The sequence below is a fragment of the Rhizobium sp. H4 genome (assembly GCF_003013335.1).
GTDB lineage: Bacteria > Pseudomonadota > Alphaproteobacteria > Rhizobiales > Rhizobiaceae > Rhizobium > Rhizobium sophoriradicis.
Map to the genome: position 1 here is coordinate 149,227 of NZ_PSOW01000006.1, position 19,304 is coordinate 168,530.

Genomic DNA, 19,304 nt, shown 5'->3' on the forward strand with positions numbered 1-19,304 from the left:
ATGATCCCGCAGGAGCTCATCCGGCGCAAGCGCGACGGCGGCGAACTTGACGCTGCCGATATCCGGTCCTTCATCGATGCGCTTGCCGCCGGTCGATTGTCCGAAGGCCAGATCGGCGCCTTCGCCATGGCTGTCTGGTTCAAGGGCATGTCGCGCGAGGAGATCGTGGCCTTGACCCTGGCGATGGCCGATTCCGGCGATCGGCTGCAATGGGCCGGTATCGACCGCCCCATCGCCGACAAACATTCGACCGGAGGCGTTGGCGACAACGTCTCGCTGATGCTGGCGCCGATTGCCGCCGCCTGCGGCCTTGCCGTTCCGATGATATCGGGCCGCGGCCTCGGCCATACCGGCGGCACGCTCGATAAGCTCGAATCCATTCCCGGCTATATGATTACCCCGGATGCGGATCTGTTTCACCAAGTGGTCAAACAGGCAGGATGCGCCATCATCGGTCAGACCGGCGCCTTGGCGCCTGCCGACGGCAGGCTCTATGCCGTGCGCGATGTGACCGCCACCGTGGATTCCATTCCCTTGATCACGGCCTCCATCCTCTCTAAAAAACTTGCCGCCGGTCTTCAGACGCTGGTGCTCGATGTCAAGGTCGGCAACGGCGCCTTCATGGCTGAGCGCGATCAGGCGGAAATTCTGGCACGGTCGCTGGTCGAGGTGGCGAATGGCGCGGGCGTGAAGACTTCGGCACTGATCACCGACATGAACGAGCCGCTCGCCGATAGCGCCGGCAACGCCGTCGAGATGCGCAGCTGCCTGGATTTCCTGGCCGGCAGGAAGGGGAATACGCGGCTCGATACTGTCGTTCTTGCCTTCGCCGCCGAGATGCTGGAGAAATCGGGCATTGCCGCTTCGCCTGATGAAGGCGAGGCAATGGCGCGCCGGGCTCTGTCGTCGGGAAAAGCGGCCGAGGTTTTTGCGCGCATGGTATCCATGCTCGGCGGCCCGGCCGATCTCATCGAAAACCCGGACAAATACCTGGCCCGAGCGCCGGTCGAAAGGCCTGTCGCAGCTAGCCGGTCCGGCTGGCTTGCCGCCTGCGACGCCCGCGGCATCGGTGTCAGCGTCATCGATCTCGGCGGCGGACGGCGTCACCCCGCGGATCGGATCGATCACCGCGTCGGTTTCTCCGAACTGCTGCCGCTCGGCACCCGCGTGAATGCCGGCGAGCCGATCGCCATCGTTCACGCCGCCGACGAAGCCGCGGCGGAGAGGGCAGTCGCAGCACTTGCCGCGCACTACAGCATCAGCGAGGACGAGCCGGCGCTGAACCCCGTCATTGCGGGTCGTATCTGACGCTATCTATTGCTTGAGGCTGAGCGAGCCGTCGGCGACGGAATAGGAGGCGAGCTTCTTCAGGAAGCTCATGCCGACCAGCGTCGTCGTGAGCGCTTCATCCTTGAGGACGAAGGCTTCGACATCGCGGACGCGGATGCCGCCGATTTCGATCCGGTCGAGTGTCACATGCGCGGCTTTGGTCTGGCCGTTTGCGGTGTTTACGCCATAGCGGAAATCGAGCTGGTGGGCTGTGAAGCCCATCCGGCGCGCCAGCGTCTCGTTGAGCGCGACATAGGTGGCGCCGGTATCGATCAGGCCTTGCACCGGCTTGCCGTTGATCTTGAAACTGCCGGTATAGTGGCCCTGCGCATCTGCCTGCAGGCGGATCACATTGCTGCCGGAGACGGGTGCGGCGGCTGCGGGCATGCCGCTTTCGCTCGAGATGTAATTGGCGGAAAGAGTGTCGGCGGGCTGTTGGCCGGTGCCGGCGAAGAAGGACGGCACCTGTGTGGCGAGCACCGCGGCGATGCTGGCGAATATGACGGTACGCACGAGCATGAAACAGAAATCCTTCCTGTATAAACCCCGCTTCATGCGGGGCCTCATGCTTCCAGATTGCTAAGCCGCAAGTGCTGATAAGTTGCTAATATCGGCAGGAAAACGGCCCGGGGCGAACCGCCGGGGCGTTAAACTCTTTCGATTTGGTAAAGGAAGGCTGAAATTACTTGGTGCCGTACATGCGGTCGCCGGCGTCGCCGAGGCCGGGCACGATATAGCCCTTCTCGTTGAGGTGGCTGTCGATCGCTGCAGTGAAGACGGGAACGTCGGGATGCGCCGCTCGGAAATTTTTGATGCCTTCCGGGGCGGCAAGCAGGCAGAGGAAGCGGATATTGTGGGCGCCGCGCTCCTTGAGCTTGTCGATCGCCGCGATCGAGGAGTTGCCGGTCGCCAGCATCGGATCGACGACGATGATCAGGCGCTCGGCCACATCTTCCGGCGCTTTGAAATAATATTCGACCGGCTGCAGCGTTTCGTGGTCGCGATAGACGCCGATATGAGAGACGCGGGCGGAAGGCACGAGATCGAGCATGCCTTCAAGCAGGCCATTGCCGGCACGCAGGATCGAGGCGAAGACCAGCTTCTTGCCTTCGAGGATCGGCGATTCGATGGTCTGCAGCGGCGTCTCGATCGTTTCCATCGTCAGCTCGAGGTCGCGGGTGACCTCGTAACAGAGCAGGGTGGAGATTTCGCGCAGCAGGCGCCGGAAACTTCCCGTCGATGTCTCCTTGCGCCGCATGATGGTGAGCTTGTGTTGCACAAGCGGATGATCGATGACCGTGACGCCGTCCATGGGGAAGCCTTTCATTCTTTCTATCGCATGTTTCTTTCACGGAAATTGGCCCGACCGCAAGAGTGCAGCCGAATTTGCGCCGGTCTTCCCCAACCTCCGGAGCCTTTCCCGTTTAGGAAGGCTCTGGCCTCAAAGGCGGGCGAGCAGCGCCTTCCGCGTCTCTCCGTCGACGAAGGCCGCTTCGATTGCGGTGCGCGTCATGGCGTCGATCTCCGCATCGCCGAAGCCGAAAACCTCAGCGGCAAGCGCATACTCGCGCTCGAGCGACGTATGGAAGAAAGGCGGATCATCAGAGCTGATCGTCACCTGCACCCCCGCTTCCTTCAACCGGCGCAGCGGGTGCGAAGCGAAATCGGGAAAGACCCGCAGTGCGATATTGGAGCCGGGGCAGACCTCAAGCACGGTGCCGAGATCGGCAAGCCGCTTTACCAGGTCGAGATCCTCGATGGCGCGCACGCCATGGCCGATGCGCGCGGGGCGCACCGCGTCGAGCGCATCGGCGACGCTGAAGGCGCCGCAAACCTCGCCGGCATGGATGGTGAGCCCCAGGCCGGCATCGCGGGCGATATCGAAGGCTCTGATATAATCAGCGACGCGGCCCATGCGCTCTTCGCCGGCCAAGTTGAAGCCTGTTATCAATGGATTGCCGGCCTTGGCCGCATATTCGGCCGCACCGATCACGCTCTCCGGGCCGAAATGCCGCTCGCCAGTGACGATCAGCCGGGCCTCGATGCCGCTCTTCGCCTTGGCGCGCCGGATGCCCTCGCAGACACCCGCTATATAGGCATCGGCGCCGAGCCCGATGCGCTTGCCATGATCGGGCGACACGATGAGTTCGCTGTAGATCGTGTTGATGGCGGCAAGTTCATCGAGATAGGTTTCGGTCAGAAGCGCATAGTCTTCCTCGGTCTTGTAGACCTCAGAAACCGTGTCGTAGCATTCGAGGAAACTTGCGAAGTCATGCCAGACATAGGCGCCGTCGCGAAGCGCCCCGCTGATGTCGATGCCATATTTCCGCGCCTGCGCCTCGGTCAAAGCTGGCGGCGCCGCGCCCTCCAGATGGCAGTGCAGCTCCACCTTCTTCAAATGTGATGTCACAGGAAACTCCTTCCGTGCGGCCCGGCCGGAATGCCGAGATGGCGCGCAATGCTTTCGCCGATATCGGCATAGGTGCGGCGTATGCCGATCGAACGCGAGCGGATGCCGGGGCCGTAGGCTATAACAGGCACGCGTTCGCGCGTATGGTCCGTGCCGCGCCAGGTCGGATCACAGCCATGATCGGCGGTGAGCACGACGAGGTCGCCGGGCTTCAGCTTCTTGTGCACTTCCGGTAGGCGCGCATCAAAGGCTTCGAGGGCTGCGGCATAGCCCGGCACATCACGGCGATGGCCGTAATTCATGTCGAAATCGACGAAATTGGTGAAGACGAGATCGCCGTCGTTCGCCGCGTCGATCGCCGACAGCGACGCATCCATCAGCGCCTCGTTGCCAGTCGCCTTGATGACGCGCGAAATTCCCTGATGGGCGAAGATATCGCCGATCTTCCCGACGGCATGCACGTGCCGGCCGTTCTGGAGCAGCCTGTCCAGCAATGTCGGTTCCGGCGGCAGCACCGAGAAGTCGCGCCGATTTCCGGTCCGCTGGAAGGTGGAAGCCGACAGGCCGATGAAGGGCCGGGCGATGACGCGGCCAATATTGTAGGGATCGACGAGGCCACGGGCGATACGGCAGAAGGTGAGCAGGCGTTCGAGACCGAAGTGTGCTTCGTGGGCGGCGACCTGGAAGACCGAATCCGACGAGGTGTAGCAGATCGGCTTGCCGGTGCGGATATGCTCTTCGCCGAGCCGGGCGATGATTTCGGTTCCGGAAGCATGGCAGTTGCCGAGAATGCCGGGGACATCGCCGTCTCTGCACAACGCCTCCATCAGCTCCGGCGGGAAGGCGTCGCCCTCCGTCGGGAAATAACCCCAGTCGAAATTGACCGGGGTTCCCGCGATCTCCCAATGGCCCGAGGGCGTGTCCTTGCCACGGGAGATTTCGTTGGCGGCGCCATAAACGCCGTAGACCTTTTCCGGAAGAGACATGCCGGCCGGAAACTGACCGGAGGCCGCGCGCGCAATATGCATCAGCCCAAGCTCGGACATATTCGGCAGGCGAAGCGGTCCGCTGCGTAGCCCGGCGCGATCGCCGGCTCCGGCGGCGCAGAATTCGGCGATATGGCCGAACGTATCGGCGCCTTCGTCGCCATAGGCGGCCGCATCCGGCGCGCCGCCGACGCCGAAGGAATCCAGAACGAAAAGAAAGGCACGCGCCATTTTACCCCCGAAAGGACCGATCGCCGACCTCCGGATGTCGGAAGCGGTTGCGGCCCAGGCATATAATGCTGCGCCCGGCTTGGCAAATTCGAGATGGGGGAGGTCAGCAGTCGCCGCAGGGGATCGAATCGCCCTGTCGCTGGCGGTAGAAATAGCTGCGGCTGATGTTGATCGTGCGCACTCCATCCGGCATGAAATTCGGCGCGAACAGGAACATCGTATAGGGAATGCTGAGTTCGCTACGGACCAGGAAGCTGTTGGCCGTCTTCATGTCCGAGGGTATGTCGCTGACCGCGGCATTCTTGGCATAGGGCACGCTCCCGTCCTGCGCCCAGGACCAGAGCACCGTGGCATTGGCGCTGGCGTCGACAGTAATCCCAGTGATCTTCAGCGTTAGCGAGGACGAGTTGTAGGGCACGAAGATCGCGTTTGCGACCGACCGCATCTCGCCGAGTGTGCTCTTCGTGACGGATTGCTGCTGGGTGACAAGATCGGCGATCGAACCGGCGGCACGGGTCGCGCGCTTGGAGACGCTGAGGCCGATCGTGATCTCGAAAGCGCCGATATAGAGCATGACCAGCACGGGAAAGAGGATCGCAAACTCGATCGCGCCGGCGCCCTGGCGCTCTCGGATCAGCCGCCGCGCCGTCAGTGCCAGTCTGGTGAACGGGTTGCGCAATGCCATTATGGATACTGCTCGTTCTGGAAGGCCGCGGTCGCGATGATCAGATATTGCGTCGGCATCGAACCGTCGGAGGGGCGGATCGTCGTGATGTAAGGCCGGACCAGATCCGTGATGATTTCCCAGCGATAGTAGGCGCGCAGCATGTTGATCGTGCCGGCGCCGCCGGGCGAATATTTGATCGCCGCCGTGTTGATGTCGGAATATCTGTCGGTGGAGAGCTTGGGAATCGTCGTCGGAATGGCCGAGAAGGCGGCGAAGGTCTGCACATCCAGGTAGAGCTTGCTCGGCGTCGCCGCCTCGGTCGCCGAGCAGCTGATCAGGATTGAGATCTCGCCGCAGAAGGCCTGCCGGAATTGCGTCTGGGTCATATCGGTCGTACGACCGAGATTGTAGGTGATCTGTCCGGTCCGCATCCGCCGGCTCATCGTATCGACGGCATTGGAGACGAGTTCTTCGGCGGCGAAGGCGATGAAGGTTTCGAGGATCGCGAAGATCACGACGAAATAAGGGATGGCAAGCAGGGCGAATTCGATCGCCGCCGCGCCGTCGCGCGAGCGGGCGGCAGCGCGAAACTGGGAGAAACGGAACGGCGCGAAGGCGCGCTGCTCATCCGTCTTCTGATCAACTACCGTCATTGCCTGGACCCGAGCGACATCTGCCTGCCACACTAGGGTCCGTTCGTTGATTTTCCGTTTCAGTCCGATACGACGATTTTAACGAATACGAAGATCCGAGCCGGGCCGATCAGGGGGACGTGGTGCCGCCGGCCGCTTGCTGCGCGTGCTGCTCGCAGTTCGGCGTGCACGACAGCACGGAGCGCTCCGTCTGGCGGTAGACGCGCACCGTGTTGCCCTCGTCGATCGAGACCAGGATGCGCTCGTCGAGGATGGCGTTGCCGTCGGCGTCCAGCAGAACGAGATTGGTGGTGCCGAAGCTGCGTCCTGTCAGCACGATCGTCTTGGCATCGGCGACGGTCGCATCGGCGACCTTGGCATTGCCGACGATCACCTTGCTGACGGGGCGGTCGAGCTTCAACACCCGCGCGTGATCCATATAGACACGCAGCATGTCATCGTCTGCGGCCGCGGAAATTCCCGAAACACCGAAAACGGCGATCATGCCGGCAACGAAAACGGTTTTGCCGCTCGATGACATCTGGTCCTCTTTCATGATCACAGCGCAATAGGCGCATAGAATGGAAAAAAATGGTGAATGAAGCTTTAAGCTCACCATGGTGTTTCGAGGTGAGGCAGGATGATCCGATTTGGCACGCGCTCCGGGCGGAACACGTTCCAATTGGATGCGGCACCTGTGCTATTACAGATGAAACCCGCCGTTAACCCGGGAATATCGTTAAATATTGAGAGAAATGAATAAGGTAATACTTACCCTACGGCAGCCTCTTATTGCCTTCACACCTGGTTAACTCTTTTTCTTAAGCCGATGGAAACGCCCATTCACTAGATTGCGGTCATCCGATCAACGGCAACAGTTGGCGGACGTGCTGAACATCAACTGGAGTTAGGAGTAACCATGACCAAGCTTTTTAGCCGTTTTCTGAAGGACGAATCCGGCGCGACCGCAATCGAATACGGCCTGATCGCCGCCCTCATTTCTGTCGCGCTCATCACCGGCGCAACGAGCCTCGGCACCAAGATCGGTAACGTGTTCACCGGCCTGAGCACCAAGATGGACAATGCCGTCACGAAGGTCAACTAAGCGAGGTGCCGCGAGGCGGCATCTCCGATTCTGGCCGGATCTGCTCTGGCCGGATCTGCTCTGGCTGGTCTATCGAGCGGGCTCACGCGCTGCAAGCCGTGAGCCTTTTCGTATTTTACTATGATCGGGTATACGCATGATCGCAGCTGCAGTCTTTGTCATTCTGCCACTCTGCCTCGCCATGGCGGCCTTCTCGGATCTGTTCACCATGACGATTCCGAACCGCGTTTCCCTGATCCTTATCGTCTCATTCCTCGTGCTGGCGCCCTTCTCGGGCTTTGGCCTGCAGGCAATCGGCATGCATCTTGCCGCTGCCGCTATCGTGCTTGCCGCCTGTTTTGCGCTTTTTGCATTCAATGTGATGGGCGGTGGAGACGCCAAGCTTCTGACCGCCACCGCGCTCTGGTTCGGGCTGAACCAGTCGCTTGCCTTGCTGATGGCCGACGTCGCCATGATCGGCGGTCTCATCACCTTGCTCATCCTGCTGGTGAGAACCCAGTCGAACACCATTCTCGCCATCGGCCTGCCGGTTCCGAACTCGCTGCTGCTCGCCAAGAAGATCCCTTACGGCATTGCGATCGCGATCGGCGGCTTTATGGCCTTCCCAGCCTCGCCGATCTTCATCGCCACTTTGGAAAGCCTGAAATAACGGGATTTTAAATGCCCGTTAACTTAAAATGTAAGCGTTCCATTAACCATAATTATACCAATTGCTGAGCATTCTGCAGGGCGAACATATCGTGCCTTGAGGAATGATCGATGAAACCGGCCCGCCTTATAATTCTCGCTGTCGCCGTGGTGGCAGCCGGCCTCGCCGGCCTCCTGGCAATGCGGATGGCCGGCAGCGGTGGCGTCGTCACCCAGGTGCAGTCGGTCATCGAGAAGGAACCCACCGTCAACGTCCTCGTCTCCAGCGGCAACCTGGCGGTCGGCCAAAGGCTGGAAGAGGGCTCGGTGCACTGGATGGCCTGGCCGCAGGGCGGCGTCGTCCCGGGCCTCATCACCGAAGCCGAAAAGCCCGATGCGATCAAGGACCTGCAGGGCGCCGTCGTGCGCCTGCCGATCTTCGAAGGTGAGCCGATCCGGCCGGAAAAAGTCGCCGATTCCAGCAGCCGCATCCTGTCATCGCTGTTGCCGGCCGGCAAACGCGCCGTTGCGACCGAGATATCCGTGGCAACCGGCGCCGGCGGCTTCATCCTGCCGAACGACCGCGTCGACGTCATCATGGTCCGCAAGGGCACCGAGGCCAACAAGCTCATCACCGAGACGGTGCTGAGCAATGTCCGTGTTCTCGCCATTGACCAGCAGATCCAGGAAAAGGACGATGGCTCGAAGGCGGTCGTGGGAACGACCGCGACGCTCGAGCTCACGCCCGATCAGACGAAGGTTCTGGCCGTCGCACAACAGATGGCCGACCGGCTATCGCTCGCGCTGCGCTCGGTCGCCGATGCGCAGGAGCAGGACACCAGCGCCGCCGACTATCTGCTGAGCGGCGACAACGGCAGTGCGATCATTCAGGTCATCAAGTCGGGCTCCATCGTAACGGATGCCGGCGCAGCGCCGAAGCCGGAGTAAAGGGACGTGCAAATGGGCAATTCAACGCGGCGCGCCAAGCTCCTCCTGACAGGCAGCCTTTCGCTTGCGATCAGCGTCACCGGCATGGCGCCGGCCTCTTTCGGGCCGCTTCTCACCGTCGATGAGGCGCGTGCCGATTCTGGAAACCTTATCCGCATCGCGCAGACCGGCCCCGACGCTCACCGTCGCCTGAAGCTCGGACTGAACAAGGCTGTCGTCGTCGATCTGCCGGAGGATGCCCATGATATTCTCGTATCGGATCCGAGCATGGCCGATGCCGTAACCCGGACGTCGCGACGCATCTATCTATTCGGCAAGAAGGTCGGCCAGACGAATATTTTTGTCTTCGGCGCCGGCGGGCAGGAGATCATCAACCTCGATATTGAGATCGAACGCGACGTCTCCGGTCTCGAAGCCAATCTCCGCCGCTTCATTCCCGATTCCGCCATCAACGTCGAAATCGTCTCCGACAACATCGTCCTGACCGGCACCGTGCGCACCCCGCAGGACGCCACGCAGGCCGCCGATCTGGCCCAGGTCTTCCTGAAGGGCGGCGAGGCGACGACGAGAACGGAGACGGCGTCCGGCACCGGCGGCGACAGCGCGGTGGCGCTCTTTGCCGAAGGCCGGCAGACCTCCCAGGTCGTTAATCTGCTGAAGATCGAGGGTGAGGACCAGGTCACCCTCAAGGTGACGATCGCTGAGGTCCGTCGTGAGGTGCTGAAGCAGCTCGGCTTCGACAACCTGGTTTCCAACTCCTCCGGCATGACGGTTGCCCAGCTCGGCACTCCTAGCGCCGACAGCGCGACGGCAACGGTTGGCGGCGGCCTGGCGGCTCTCTTCAAGAGCTCGATCGGCAAATACGATATCTCCACCTACCTGAACGCGCTGGAACAGGCCAAGGTGGTCAGGACGCTCGCCGAGCCGACATTGACGGCAATCTCGGGTCAGGCGGCGACATTCAATTCCGGTGGTCAGCAGCTCTATTCGACGACCGACAATGACGGCAACGTTACTGTCGTTCCCTTTAATTACGGTATCAACCTCGCCTTCAAGCCGGTCGTGCTGTCGTCGGGCCGCATCAGCCTGGAGATCAAGACGAACGTCTCCGAGCCGGTCGCCGGCAGCGGCAACGCCACCTATCAGCGCCGTTCGGCCGAGACCTCGGTGGAGCTGCCCTCGGGCGGCTCTATCGCGCTCGCCGGCCTCATCCGCGACAATGTCTCCCAGACGATGGGCGGCACACCCGGCGTCTCCAAGATTCCGCTGCTCGGAACGCTGTTCCGTCAGAAGGGCTTCGAGCGTCAGGAAACCGAACTTGTCATCATCGCAACGCCCTATCTGGTGCGTCCGGTGGCGCGCAATCAGCTGAACCGGCCGGATGACAATTTCAGTCCCGAGAACGACGGTGCAACCTTCTTCCTCAACCGTGTCAACAAGGTCTATGGCCGCCGCGAGGCGCCCGTCGCCGATGCGCAGTTCCACGGCTCGATCGGGTTTATCTACAAATGAGTGGAGAGGCATCGGCAGCAATGGCACAGAACAGAGATCAGGCGATGGCCTTCATGAATTCGACGACACCCCGGCTCGCAATCTCCAAGGCGCTTTACCTCACGGCCGCCGTTTCGATGGCGATCCTTTCCGGATGCGCCGGTCCGCACGACCAGCTGACGACCGGCGGCATTCCGGATGATTACCGTGCCCGGCATCCGATTATCGTCACCGAGGCCGAGCAGACGGTGGATATTCCTGTTGCTTCCACCGATCGGCGCCTGACCATCGCCCAGCGCGATCTCATCCGCGGCTTTGCCGCAAACTATATCTCCCGTGCCTCCGGTCCGGTATACGTATTGTCGCCGGAAGGCTCGCCGAATTCGGCGGCCGCCTATCAGTTGCGCAAGCAGGTCCGCGCGGAGTTGGCGTCGAGAGGGATCGCGAGCTCGAAAATCATCAATACTTCCTATGCCGCTGCCGGCGCCGGCGATGCGGCGCCGATCCGCCTGAGCTTCACCGGCACGACCGCGATCACCACGCAGTGCGGTCAGTGGCCGAAGGACATCTCGAACGATTTCGCCAATCAGAATTACTATAATTTCGGCTGCGCCTCGCAAAACAACCTCGCCGCCCAGGTCGCCAATCCGGAGGATCTGGTGGCACCTCGCGGCATGACGCCGATCGACGCGCAGCGGCGCAACAACGCGATCCAGGAATACCGAACGACGACATCGACGATCGAGGATGTCGGCGGCAGCGACAGCAGCTTCTGAGGCGAGACGGGACGATGAGCGCCATCGAGTACGAAATCAAGAACCCCAGCGAGCTTCGTCATGCCGAAGAGGCTGTGCGCATGGCTGATCTGGAGGCCATGCGGCCGCTGCCGCGTATTTCCGTCCACGCCTTCTGCGAGAGCGAGACCCTGCAGCAGGTCATGGAACGCTGCGCCAATGACCGGCGCATGGCGAAGGTGAGCCTGCGCATCACCAGCGGCGGCATTGCCGCTGCCGCCAATATGTTTTCCGGCGCGCCGACTCCGAACCTCATTATCCTCGAGACCAAGGCGAATGTCGGAAGCCTCCTTGCCGAACTCGCTCCGCTCGCCGCGGTCTGCGATCCGACCACCAAGGTCGTCATCGTCGGCTATTACAACGATATCGGACTGTATCGCGAACTGATCCGCAACGGCATTTCGGAATATATGGTCCAGCCCGTCGCCATGCCCGATATCCTTGCCGCGATGGCCTCGATCTTCGTCGATCCGGAAGCCGAGCCGCTCGGCCGCAGCATCGCCTTCATCGGCTCGAAGGGCGGCACCGGAGCCTCGACCATCGCCCATAATTGCGCTTTCGGCATTTCCAATCTTTTCTCCACCGAGACGATCCTCGCCGACCTCGACCTCCCCTATGGCACGGCGAATATCGACTTCGACCAGGATCCGGCCCAGGGCATCGCCGAAGCGGTCTTCGCGCCCGACCGTCTCGACGAGGTCTTCCTCGACCGCCTGCTGACGAAATGCTCCGAGCATCTGTCGCTGCTCGCCGCACCCTCGCTGCTCGACCGGGCGTATGACTTCGACGGCCAGGCTTTCCAGCCGGTGCTCGACGTCCTGCAGCGCAGCGCCCCCGTTACCGTGCTCGACGTTCCGCATGCATGGTCGGAATGGACCCGCTCGGTGCTGGCGAGCGTTGACGAGGTGGTCATCACGGCGGTTCCCGATCTTGCCAATCTGCGCAACACCAAAAACATGCTGGATGCGCTGCGCAAGATGCGGCCGAATGACAAGCCGCCGCATCTTATCCTCAATCAGGTCGGCATGCCGAAACGTCCCGAGATCTCGCCATCGGATTTCTGTGAGCCGTTGGAGATCGATCCGATCGCGATCATCTCCTTCGACATCAATCTCTTCGGCAACGCCGCCAACAGCGGCCGGATGATTTCGGAAGTCGATCCCAGGTCGCCGACGGCGGAAACCTTTTCGCAGATATCGCACATCGTCACCGGCCGAGCCGCGATCAGGAAGGCGAAGAAGGGAGGCCTGCTAGGCCTTCTGAAGCGCAAATAGACGATTAGAACGAGCAGATTGGATTAAGCGGCATGTTTGGAAAACGCGGAAACGAAGGTTTCGGAAAGGCTGGAGGCGCGATCGCTCCTCCGCCGCCGGCTCCGGCCGCGCCCGCACCCGTGGCTTCCTCTCCCTCCATTCTGGTCGAACCCGCGCGCGAGAACCAGCGCCAGCAGGTGACACCGCCGCCGATGCAGGCGCCGCAGCGCAAGCGGCCGGTGCGCACCGACGAATATTACGACACCAAACAGCAGGTATTTTCTGCACTGATCGACACGATCGATCTCTCGCAGCTTTCCAAGCTCGACGGCGAAAGCGCGCGTGAGGAAATCCGCGACATCGTCAACGACATCATCACCATCAAGAATTTCGCGATGTCGATCTCCGAGCAGGAAGAGCTGCTTGAGGATATCTGCAACGACGTCCTCGGTTACGGCCCGCTGGAGCCGCTGCTGGCGCGCGACGACATCGCCGACATCATGGTCAACGGCGCCGGCCAGACTTTTATCGAAGTCGGCGGCAAGACGATCGAATCGGAAATCCGTTTTCGCGACAACGCGCAGCTTCTCTCCATCTGCCAGCGCATTGTCAGCCAGGTCGGCCGCCGCGTCGATGAATCGAGCCCGATCTGCGACGCGCGCCTGCCCGATGGTTCGCGCGTCAACGTCATCGCACCGCCGCTGTCGATCGACGGGCCGGCGCTCACCATCCGCAAGTTCAAGAAGGACAAGCTGACGCTCGATCAGCTCGTCCGTTTCGGCGCGATCACGCCGGAAGGCGCAACCGTGCTGCAGATCATCGGGCGGGTGCGCTGCAACGTCATCATCTCAGGCGGCACGGGTTCGGGTAAAACGACCCTCCTGAACTGCCTGACCAATTACATCGATCGCGACGAACGCGTCATCACCTGCGAGGACACGGCCGAACTGCAGCTGCAGCAGCCGCATGTCGTGCGTCTTGAAACGCGTCCGCCGAATATCGAAGGCGAGGGCGAGATCACCATGCGCGATCTCGTCAAGAACTGCCTGCGCATGCGTCCCGAGCGCATCATCGTCGGCGAAGTGCGCGGACCTGAAGTTTTCGACCTGCTGCAGGCGATGAACACCGGTCACGACGGCTCGATGGGCACGATCCACGCCAACACCCCGCGCGAATGCCTGAGCCGTATCGAATCGATGATCGCCATGGGCGGCTTCACCCTGCCGGCAAAAACGGTGCGTGAGATCATCTCCACCTCTGTCGACGTCATCATCCAGGCGGCGCGCCTGCGCGACGGTTCGCGCCGCATCACCCAGATCACCGAGGTGATCGGCATGGAAGGCGACGTCATCATCACCCAGGATCTGATGCGCTACGAGATCGAAGGCGAAGACGCGGGCGGCCGATTGATCGGCCGGCACATGTCGACCGGCGTCGGCAAACCGCATTTCTGGGATCGGGCTCGTTACTTCAACGAGGAAAAGCGCCTGGCCGCCGCCCTCGACGCGATGGAAGCGAAATCCAAGGATTAGGCTGATGTTCGGGTTCGATCCGGTAGTCCTGGCAATCGTCGTCCTCGCGGCAGTCTCCGCGGCGGCGGTCGCCTATGCGCTCATGTTTACGCGGATCGAGGCCGACAAGAAATCGGCAAGCCGCATCAATCGTGTGAAGTCGGCAGAGGTCGACCGGGTCAAGGTCAAGGCTGCCCGCGACCGCGTGCAGGAACTGTCGAAGCGGCGCAAATCGGTGCAGGACAATCTGAAGGATCTGGAAAAACGCCAGCACGAAAAAACCCGCAAGACCCTGTCGATGAAATCCCGCCTGTTGCAGGCCGGCCTGCCGATCAGCGTGGGGAAATTTTATCTCATCAGTGCCATCTTCGCCTCGGTGCTGCTGATCGTGGCCTTCATCGTCGGCGCATCGTGGATGGTCATGATCGGCATTGCCGTCGTCGCCGGTCTAGGCCTGCCGCGCTGGGTTCTCGGCTTCTTGATCAAGCGCCGCCAGAACAAATTCCTCAACGAGCTCCCCAATGCGCTCGACGTCATCACCCGCTCGATCAAGTCAGGCCTGCCGCTCAACGATGCGATTCGCCTGATCGGAACCGAAGGCACCGAGCCGGTCAAGAGCGAGTTCCGGCGGATAATCGAGGCGCAGCAGGTGGGCCTCAGCATTCCCGACGCCTGCGCCCGCATGACGCTTCACATGCCGCTCCAGGAAGTCAACTTCTTCGCGATCGTCATCGCCATCCAGTCGCAGGCGGGCGGCAATCTGTCGGAAGCGATCGGCAATCTCTCCAAGGTGCTGCGCGAGCGCCGGAAGATGAAGGCCAAGGTCTCGGCGCTGTCAATGGAAGCCAAGGCGTCGGCAGTCATCATCGGCGCGCTGCCCTTCATCGTCGCGACCCTCGTCTACCTCACCTCGCCGAACTACATGATGATCCTTTTTACCGATCCGCGCGGCCATTTCATCATGGGTGTCTCGGCGATCTGGATGTCGATTGGCATCTTCGTCATGCGCAACATGGTCAATTTTGACATCTAGCGGAAGGAAGCACCATGTCGCAGGACCTCGCCGCAACGCTGACCAATCCGGGCATGCTGATCGCCGTCTTCGTCGCGATCGCCGTCTTCGCCACTTTCTACACGATCGCCATCCCCTTTTTCGAGCGCGGCGATCTGACCAAGCGCATGAAGGCCGTTTCGACAGAGCGCGAGCAGATCCGCGCCCGCGAACGCGCCCGCATGAATGCCGACCCGGCTGCCGGCAAGGCGTCGCTCAGGAGCCAGAACAACCGCTCGGTTCGCCAGATCGTCGAGCGGTTCAACCTGCGCAAGGCGCTGGTCGACGAAAATACGGTCAACAAGCTGCGTGCCGCCGGTTTCCGCTCGGAGAATGCGCTGAATACCTTCCTCGTCGCGCGCTTCCTGCTGCCCTTCCTCTTCCTGGCGCTTGCCGCCTTCTGGGTCTTCGGCCTCGGCAACCTCGCCGAAAGGGGCATGCCTATCCGCCTCTTCGCCGTCATCGGCATCGGCTATCTCGGTTTCTACGCGCCGAACATCTACATCTCCAATCGCAAAGGCAAACGCCAGCACTCGATCAAGCGCGCCTGGCCGGATGCGCTGGACCTGATGCTGATCTGCGTCGAATCCGGTATCTCGATCGAGGCCGCGATGCGTCGTGTGTCGGAAGAACTCGGCGAGCAGTCGCCGGCGCTCGCCGAGGAGATGGTGCTGACCACGGCCGAGCTCTCCTTCCTGCCGGATCGCCGGGTGGCGCTCGAAAATCTTGCCACGCGCACGCAGATCGAACTGGTGCGCTCGGTCACTCAGGCGCTGATCCAGGCCGATCGCTACGGCACGCCGGTCGCCCAAGCGCTGCGCGTTCTCGCTCAGGAAGGGCGCGACGAGCGCATGAACGAAGCGGAAAAGAAGGCGGCCGCCCTGCCGCCGAAACTGACGGTGCCGATGATCCTGTTTTTCCTGCCGGTGCTGATTGCCGTTATCCTCGGCCCGGCCGGCATCCAGGTGGCGGACAAGTTCTGACGGTTGCGCAGACGATATGTCGTCCGTGCCCGTGACGGGCGCCGGCATAACTGCTACACGAGATGGACGATGATCGAGTGGCGCGGAGGCCGTGCCTCTCTGCGCGTTCCATCCCGAAGGCGAGGTTCACATGTCTTCTCAGGGCATTTTCATCAGCATCATGGCAGCCCTGATGGTCGGCGCGATGAGCCCCGGCCCGAGCTTCGTCGTCGTCTCCAGGATCGCCATTTCACAGTCACGGCTGGACGGTCTTGCGGCCGCGCTGGGCATGGGTGCAGGCGGTGTCGTTTTCGCCGTGCTGGCGCTTGCCGGACTGACGGCGCTGCTGTCTCAGTTCGAATGGCTGTATATCTTGCTGAAGGTCGCAGGCGGTGTCTATCTCGTCTATATCGCTGTCAATATCTGGAAAGGCGCCGGTCGGCCGCTCGAGGTTTCCGACGCCGTCCATGGACGCCGCGCGCCGATGCGCAGCTTCACGACCGCGCTGCTGACCCAGCTCAGCAACCCGAAGACCATCATCGTCTATGCCAGCCTGTTTGCCGCGCTATTGCCGAGGACGGTGCCGCTCGATCTCATCTTCGCGCTGCCGCTCGGTGTCTTTGCGGTGGAGGCGGGCTGGTATTCGATCGTAGCGATCGCTTTTTCGGCCCGCCATCCGCGGCGGCTCTATCTCCATGCCAAGGGCTGGATCGACCGAGCCGCCGGTGCCGTCATGGGCGGCCTCGGTCTCCGTCTCATCCTTTCGGGCCTCAGCGTCCGCTGAACACGGTTTAGTTGGTATTGCTGCCGTCCGCCGCGCCCGGCGTCTTGTCCTTGGCGGCGAGCTTCTGCCAGGAATTCTGCTGCGACAGCATGCTCCTGAGATAGGCGACATTGGCATCAGCCTGCTGCGGCGAGAGCTCTCGCCGCGCGATCTGCTCGGCTTCCGCAAAACGTCCCTGCAGGCCGACGACGAGCGCCAGGTTCTGCCTGACGCGGCTGTCGGCGTTTGGTTGGCCGGCGGCCGAGCGCAGATAGGTTTCGGCCGTGCGCAGATCGCCGGTCAGGACGTAGGACATTCCAAGATTGGAAAGAATGGACGGTTCGTTCGGCTGAATGTCGAGCGCGTCGCGGTAGCGCTGCCTGGCCTCGCTTGCCCGGCCCATCTGATCAAGGATCGCCCCTTGGGCCGAGATCAGCCTCCAGTCCGGACGATCCGGTGTCTGGGCCCGGCCGATAGTGTCGAGCGCCTGCTGGAACTGTCCGGCTGCCGCTTGCGCCTTGCCATAGGCGGCCAGCACGTTTCGGTCGCCGGGATTGGCGATCGCCACCTGCTGCATGACGGCGAGCGCCTGCGCGTCACGGCCGTTCATGCGCAGCAGATTGGCATAGCTGACGCCGGTGACGGGATCGCGCGGGTTCTTGTCATAGGCCTGGCCGAGCCGATCCGTTGCCGAGCGCAGCTCGGTCGCGTCCATCTCTTCGACCGGCTTGGTGAGTTTCGGCACCGAGCCTGTCGTCATCCGGTCCTTCGTCGTCGTCGAGCAGCCCGCCAGCGCAACGACGATCAGCGACGCCGCGACGCCCTGCAGGAAGCGGTTGGTGGATATGGTGGTGAGCGAGGCAGGCATGACGCGTTCCTGATTCCGAAATCGGCGCCTCACCTCGAACGCGGAACAGGGAAAGGTTTGACGCAATCTTCGCTCCAGCAATAGTCTGTTAACCCTAACAGACCGTTAAGGAACGATTCCTGACGACCGCCGAAGGACAATCATGGCCCCCTATCAGTTCATCGAAAGACCGACCCCCTTCAACACGAAGGGCGGTTCGACGCTGCCGATCTTTGCCGTCACGCCCGCCCATATCGAGACCGGCACGATCGATCCGATCGCCCTCGACTGGGCAAAAAAGGCAGGGTTCAAGGCCGAGAGCGGATCGCTGCTGCTGATCCCGACCGCCGAAGGCCATCTCGGCGGCGCGCTTTTCGGCCTCGGCACCAATCCGTCCGAACAGCCCTATATCGCCGGCAGACTCGCGCGTGCGCTGCCGGCCGGCGACTGGCACATCGAGACCGCGCCGCTGACGGCAAATCGCCTGGCCCTCGGCTTCGGCCTCGGCAGCTACCGTTTCGACCGCTACAAATCGGAAAAATCTTCCGTCGCGACAATGCTCATTCCGAGCGATGCCGACGGCGCCGACATCAAGCGCCAGCTCGCCGGTGTCTTTCTCGCCCGCGATCTCATCAATACGCCGACGAACGACATGGGTCCGGACCAACTCGAGGCGGCTTTCCGCGGCCTGGCTCAGCGTTACAAGGCTGATGTATCGGTTATAACAGGTGACGCGCTGCTTGAGCAAAACTTCCCGCTCGTCCATACCGTCGGCCGCGCCAGCGCCGATGCGCCGCGCCTTCTCGAGCTGCGCTGGGGCAAGAAGGGCCATCGCAAGGTGACGCTCGTCGGCAAGGGCGTCTGCTTCGATACCGGCGGTCTCGACATCAAGCCGGCCGCCTCGATGCTGCTGATGAAGAAGGACATGGGCGGCGCCGCCAACGTCATGGGGCTCGCCCTGATGATCATGGACGCCAAGCTGAAGGTCGATCTGCGTGTCATCGTCCCGGTCGTCGAAAACGCGATCTCCTCCAACGCCTTCCGCCCAGGCGACATTTATCGCAGCCGCAAGGGCCTCACCGTTCAGATCGACAATACCGACGCCGAAGGCCGCCTGATCCTGGCCGATGCGCTCGCCTATGCCGACGAGGAGGAGCCCGATCTCTTGATCGACATGGCGACGCTGACCGGTGCCGCGCGCGTTGCGCTGGGTCCAGATCTTCCCCCCTTCTTCACCGACGACGCCAATCTGGCGCATGACCTCACCGAAGCGAGCCTGGAAACGGACGATCCGATCTGGCGCCTGCCGCTCTATCCCGGCTACGAAAAGGATATCCGCGCCAAATTCGCCGATCTCACCAACGCGCCGGCCGGCGGCATGGCGGGATCGATCACCGCCGCGCTCTTCCTCAAGCGTTTCGTCAGCAAGACGAAGAGCTGGGCGCATTTCGACATTTACGGCTGGGCCCAGTCTGAGCGGCCGCATTCGCCGGGCGGCGGCGAAGCGCAGGCGATCCGCGCGCTCTTTCATCATATCCGCACGGGCCTTTTCTAGAGCATGATGCCGGAAGTCGCCCCGGCAGAGGAGATCATTAAAATTTTATTCACCCTGCCGGATGGCAATTGCCGGCCGCCCTTGCATGTCCATGGCAACTGCCGGAAAATGAAACGCTAGCGTAACGATTTTCCGGAGGGGC

20 protein-coding genes are annotated in these 19,304 nt (G+C 62.1%); 12 read left to right on the forward strand and 8 right to left on the reverse strand.

The features are described from left to right. Complete coding sequence (gene deoA / locus C4N04_RS11375; protein ID WP_106796056.1) at positions 1–1,308, forward strand: thymidine phosphorylase; 1,308 nt, start codon at positions 1–3, stop codon at positions 1,306–1,308. Positions 1,309–1,314: 6 nt separating this feature from the next. Here the strand turns inward: deoA and C4N04_RS11380 are convergent, their stop codons facing one another. The 7 genes from C4N04_RS11380 to C4N04_RS11410 all read right to left on the reverse strand — a co-directional run bounded on the left by C4N04_RS11380 (position 1,315) and on the right by C4N04_RS11410 (position 6,796). Next, positions 1,315–1,884, reverse strand: a complete 570-nt coding sequence (locus C4N04_RS11380) for a TIGR02281 family clan AA aspartic protease (RefSeq protein ID WP_106796057.1) — start codon at positions 1,882–1,884, stop codon at positions 1,315–1,317. Between the two features lie 127 nt (positions 1,885–2,011). Beyond that, positions 2,012–2,641: a uracil phosphoribosyltransferase gene (gene upp / locus C4N04_RS11385; RefSeq protein WP_096763439.1), complete on the reverse strand. Its 630-nt coding sequence runs from the start codon at positions 2,639–2,641 to the stop codon at positions 2,012–2,014. Between the two features lie 129 nt (positions 2,642–2,770). Further along, positions 2,771–3,739 carry an adenosine deaminase gene (locus C4N04_RS11390; protein ID WP_096770078.1) on the reverse strand — a complete coding sequence of 323 codons (969 nt, stop codon included), beginning with the start codon at positions 3,737–3,739 and terminating at the stop codon, positions 2,771–2,773. Next, on the reverse strand, positions 3,736–4,956 hold the full coding sequence (locus C4N04_RS11395) for a phosphopentomutase (RefSeq protein ID WP_106796058.1): 1,221 nt from the start codon (positions 4,954–4,956) through the stop codon (positions 3,736–3,738). Before C4N04_RS11395 ends, C4N04_RS11390 begins: the two co-directional genes overlap by 4 nt. A 103-nt stretch (positions 4,957–5,059) precedes the next feature. Then, a complete protein-coding gene (locus C4N04_RS11400; RefSeq protein WP_077995039.1) occupies positions 5,060–5,641 on the reverse strand; it encodes a TadE/TadG family type IV pilus assembly protein in 582 nt (193 codons plus the stop codon). Continuing rightward, on the reverse strand, positions 5,641–6,276 hold the full coding sequence (locus tag C4N04_RS11405; RefSeq protein ID WP_077995099.1) for a TadE/TadG family type IV pilus assembly protein: 636 nt from the start codon (positions 6,274–6,276) through the stop codon (positions 5,641–5,643). The genes C4N04_RS11400 and C4N04_RS11405 overlap by 1 nt, the downstream gene beginning before the upstream one ends. Positions 6,277–6,385: 109 nt before the next feature. After that, on the reverse strand, positions 6,386–6,796 hold the full coding sequence (locus C4N04_RS11410) for a pilus assembly protein N-terminal domain-containing protein (RefSeq protein WP_077995038.1): 411 nt from the start codon (positions 6,794–6,796) through the stop codon (positions 6,386–6,388). A 378-nt stretch (positions 6,797–7,174) separates the two neighbouring features. Between C4N04_RS11410 and C4N04_RS11415 the strand changes: the two genes are divergently transcribed. From C4N04_RS11415 to C4N04_RS11460, 10 genes are all read left to right on the forward strand, one after another. Further along, the gene (locus C4N04_RS11415; RefSeq protein WP_009993183.1) at positions 7,175–7,360 is read left to right on the forward strand and encodes a Flp family type IVb pilin; all 186 of its coding nucleotides are present in this window, start codon (positions 7,175–7,177) and stop codon (positions 7,358–7,360) included. A 136-nt stretch (positions 7,361–7,496) separates the two neighbouring features. Beyond that, on the forward strand, positions 7,497–8,009 hold the full coding sequence (locus C4N04_RS11420) for a prepilin peptidase (protein WP_077995037.1): 513 nt from the start codon (positions 7,497–7,499) through the stop codon (positions 8,007–8,009). Positions 8,010–8,119: 110 nt separating this feature from the next. Then, a complete protein-coding gene (gene cpaB, locus C4N04_RS11425) occupies positions 8,120–8,935 on the forward strand; it encodes a Flp pilus assembly protein CpaB (protein ID WP_038686202.1) in 816 nt (271 codons plus the stop codon). A gap of 12 nt (positions 8,936–8,947) precedes the next feature. Next, positions 8,948–10,447 (forward strand): type II and III secretion system protein family protein, encoded by a 1,500-nt coding sequence (locus tag C4N04_RS11430; protein ID WP_077995036.1) that lies wholly within the window; start codon positions 8,948–8,950, stop codon positions 10,445–10,447. After that, positions 10,444–11,202, forward strand: coding sequence for a CpaD family pilus assembly lipoprotein (locus tag C4N04_RS11435; RefSeq protein ID WP_038686206.1), 759 nt, complete (start codon positions 10,444–10,446; stop codon positions 11,200–11,202). Before C4N04_RS11430 ends, C4N04_RS11435 begins: the two co-directional genes overlap by 4 nt. Before the next feature lie 14 nt (positions 11,203–11,216). Continuing rightward, positions 11,217–12,494: a CpaE family protein gene (locus tag C4N04_RS11440; protein ID WP_077995035.1), complete on the forward strand. Its 1,278-nt coding sequence runs from the start codon at positions 11,217–11,219 to the stop codon at positions 12,492–12,494. A 32-nt stretch (positions 12,495–12,526) separates the two neighbouring features. Then, on the forward strand, positions 12,527–14,005 hold the full coding sequence (locus C4N04_RS11445; RefSeq protein WP_077995034.1) for a CpaF family protein: 1,479 nt from the start codon (positions 12,527–12,529) through the stop codon (positions 14,003–14,005). A gap of 4 nt (positions 14,006–14,009) precedes the next feature. Next, a complete protein-coding gene (locus C4N04_RS11450) occupies positions 14,010–15,017 on the forward strand; it encodes a type II secretion system F family protein (protein ID WP_009991761.1) in 1,008 nt (335 codons plus the stop codon). A 14-nt stretch (positions 15,018–15,031) separates the two neighbouring features. Then, complete coding sequence (locus C4N04_RS11455) at positions 15,032–16,018, forward strand: type II secretion system F family protein (protein ID WP_106796059.1); 987 nt, start codon at positions 15,032–15,034, stop codon at positions 16,016–16,018. 130 nt (positions 16,019–16,148) lie between these two features. Continuing rightward, a complete protein-coding gene (locus tag C4N04_RS11460) occupies positions 16,149–16,781 on the forward strand; it encodes a LysE family translocator (protein ID WP_077995032.1) in 633 nt (210 codons plus the stop codon). 7 nt (positions 16,782–16,788) lie between these two features. On the opposite strand, the gene C4N04_RS11465 is transcribed toward C4N04_RS11460, so the two are convergent. Next, positions 16,789–17,628 (reverse strand): tetratricopeptide repeat protein, encoded by an 840-nt coding sequence (locus C4N04_RS11465; protein ID WP_077995031.1) that lies wholly within the window; start codon positions 17,626–17,628, stop codon positions 16,789–16,791. A gap of 142 nt (positions 17,629–17,770) precedes the next feature. Here C4N04_RS11465 and C4N04_RS11470 point away from each other — a divergent pair, with 142 nt between their 5' ends. Next, positions 17,771–19,162 carry a M17 family metallopeptidase gene (locus C4N04_RS11470; RefSeq protein ID WP_077995030.1) on the forward strand — a complete coding sequence of 464 codons (1,392 nt, stop codon included), beginning with the start codon at positions 17,771–17,773 and terminating at the stop codon, positions 19,160–19,162. The last annotated feature ends 142 nt before the right edge of the window (positions 19,163–19,304 follow it).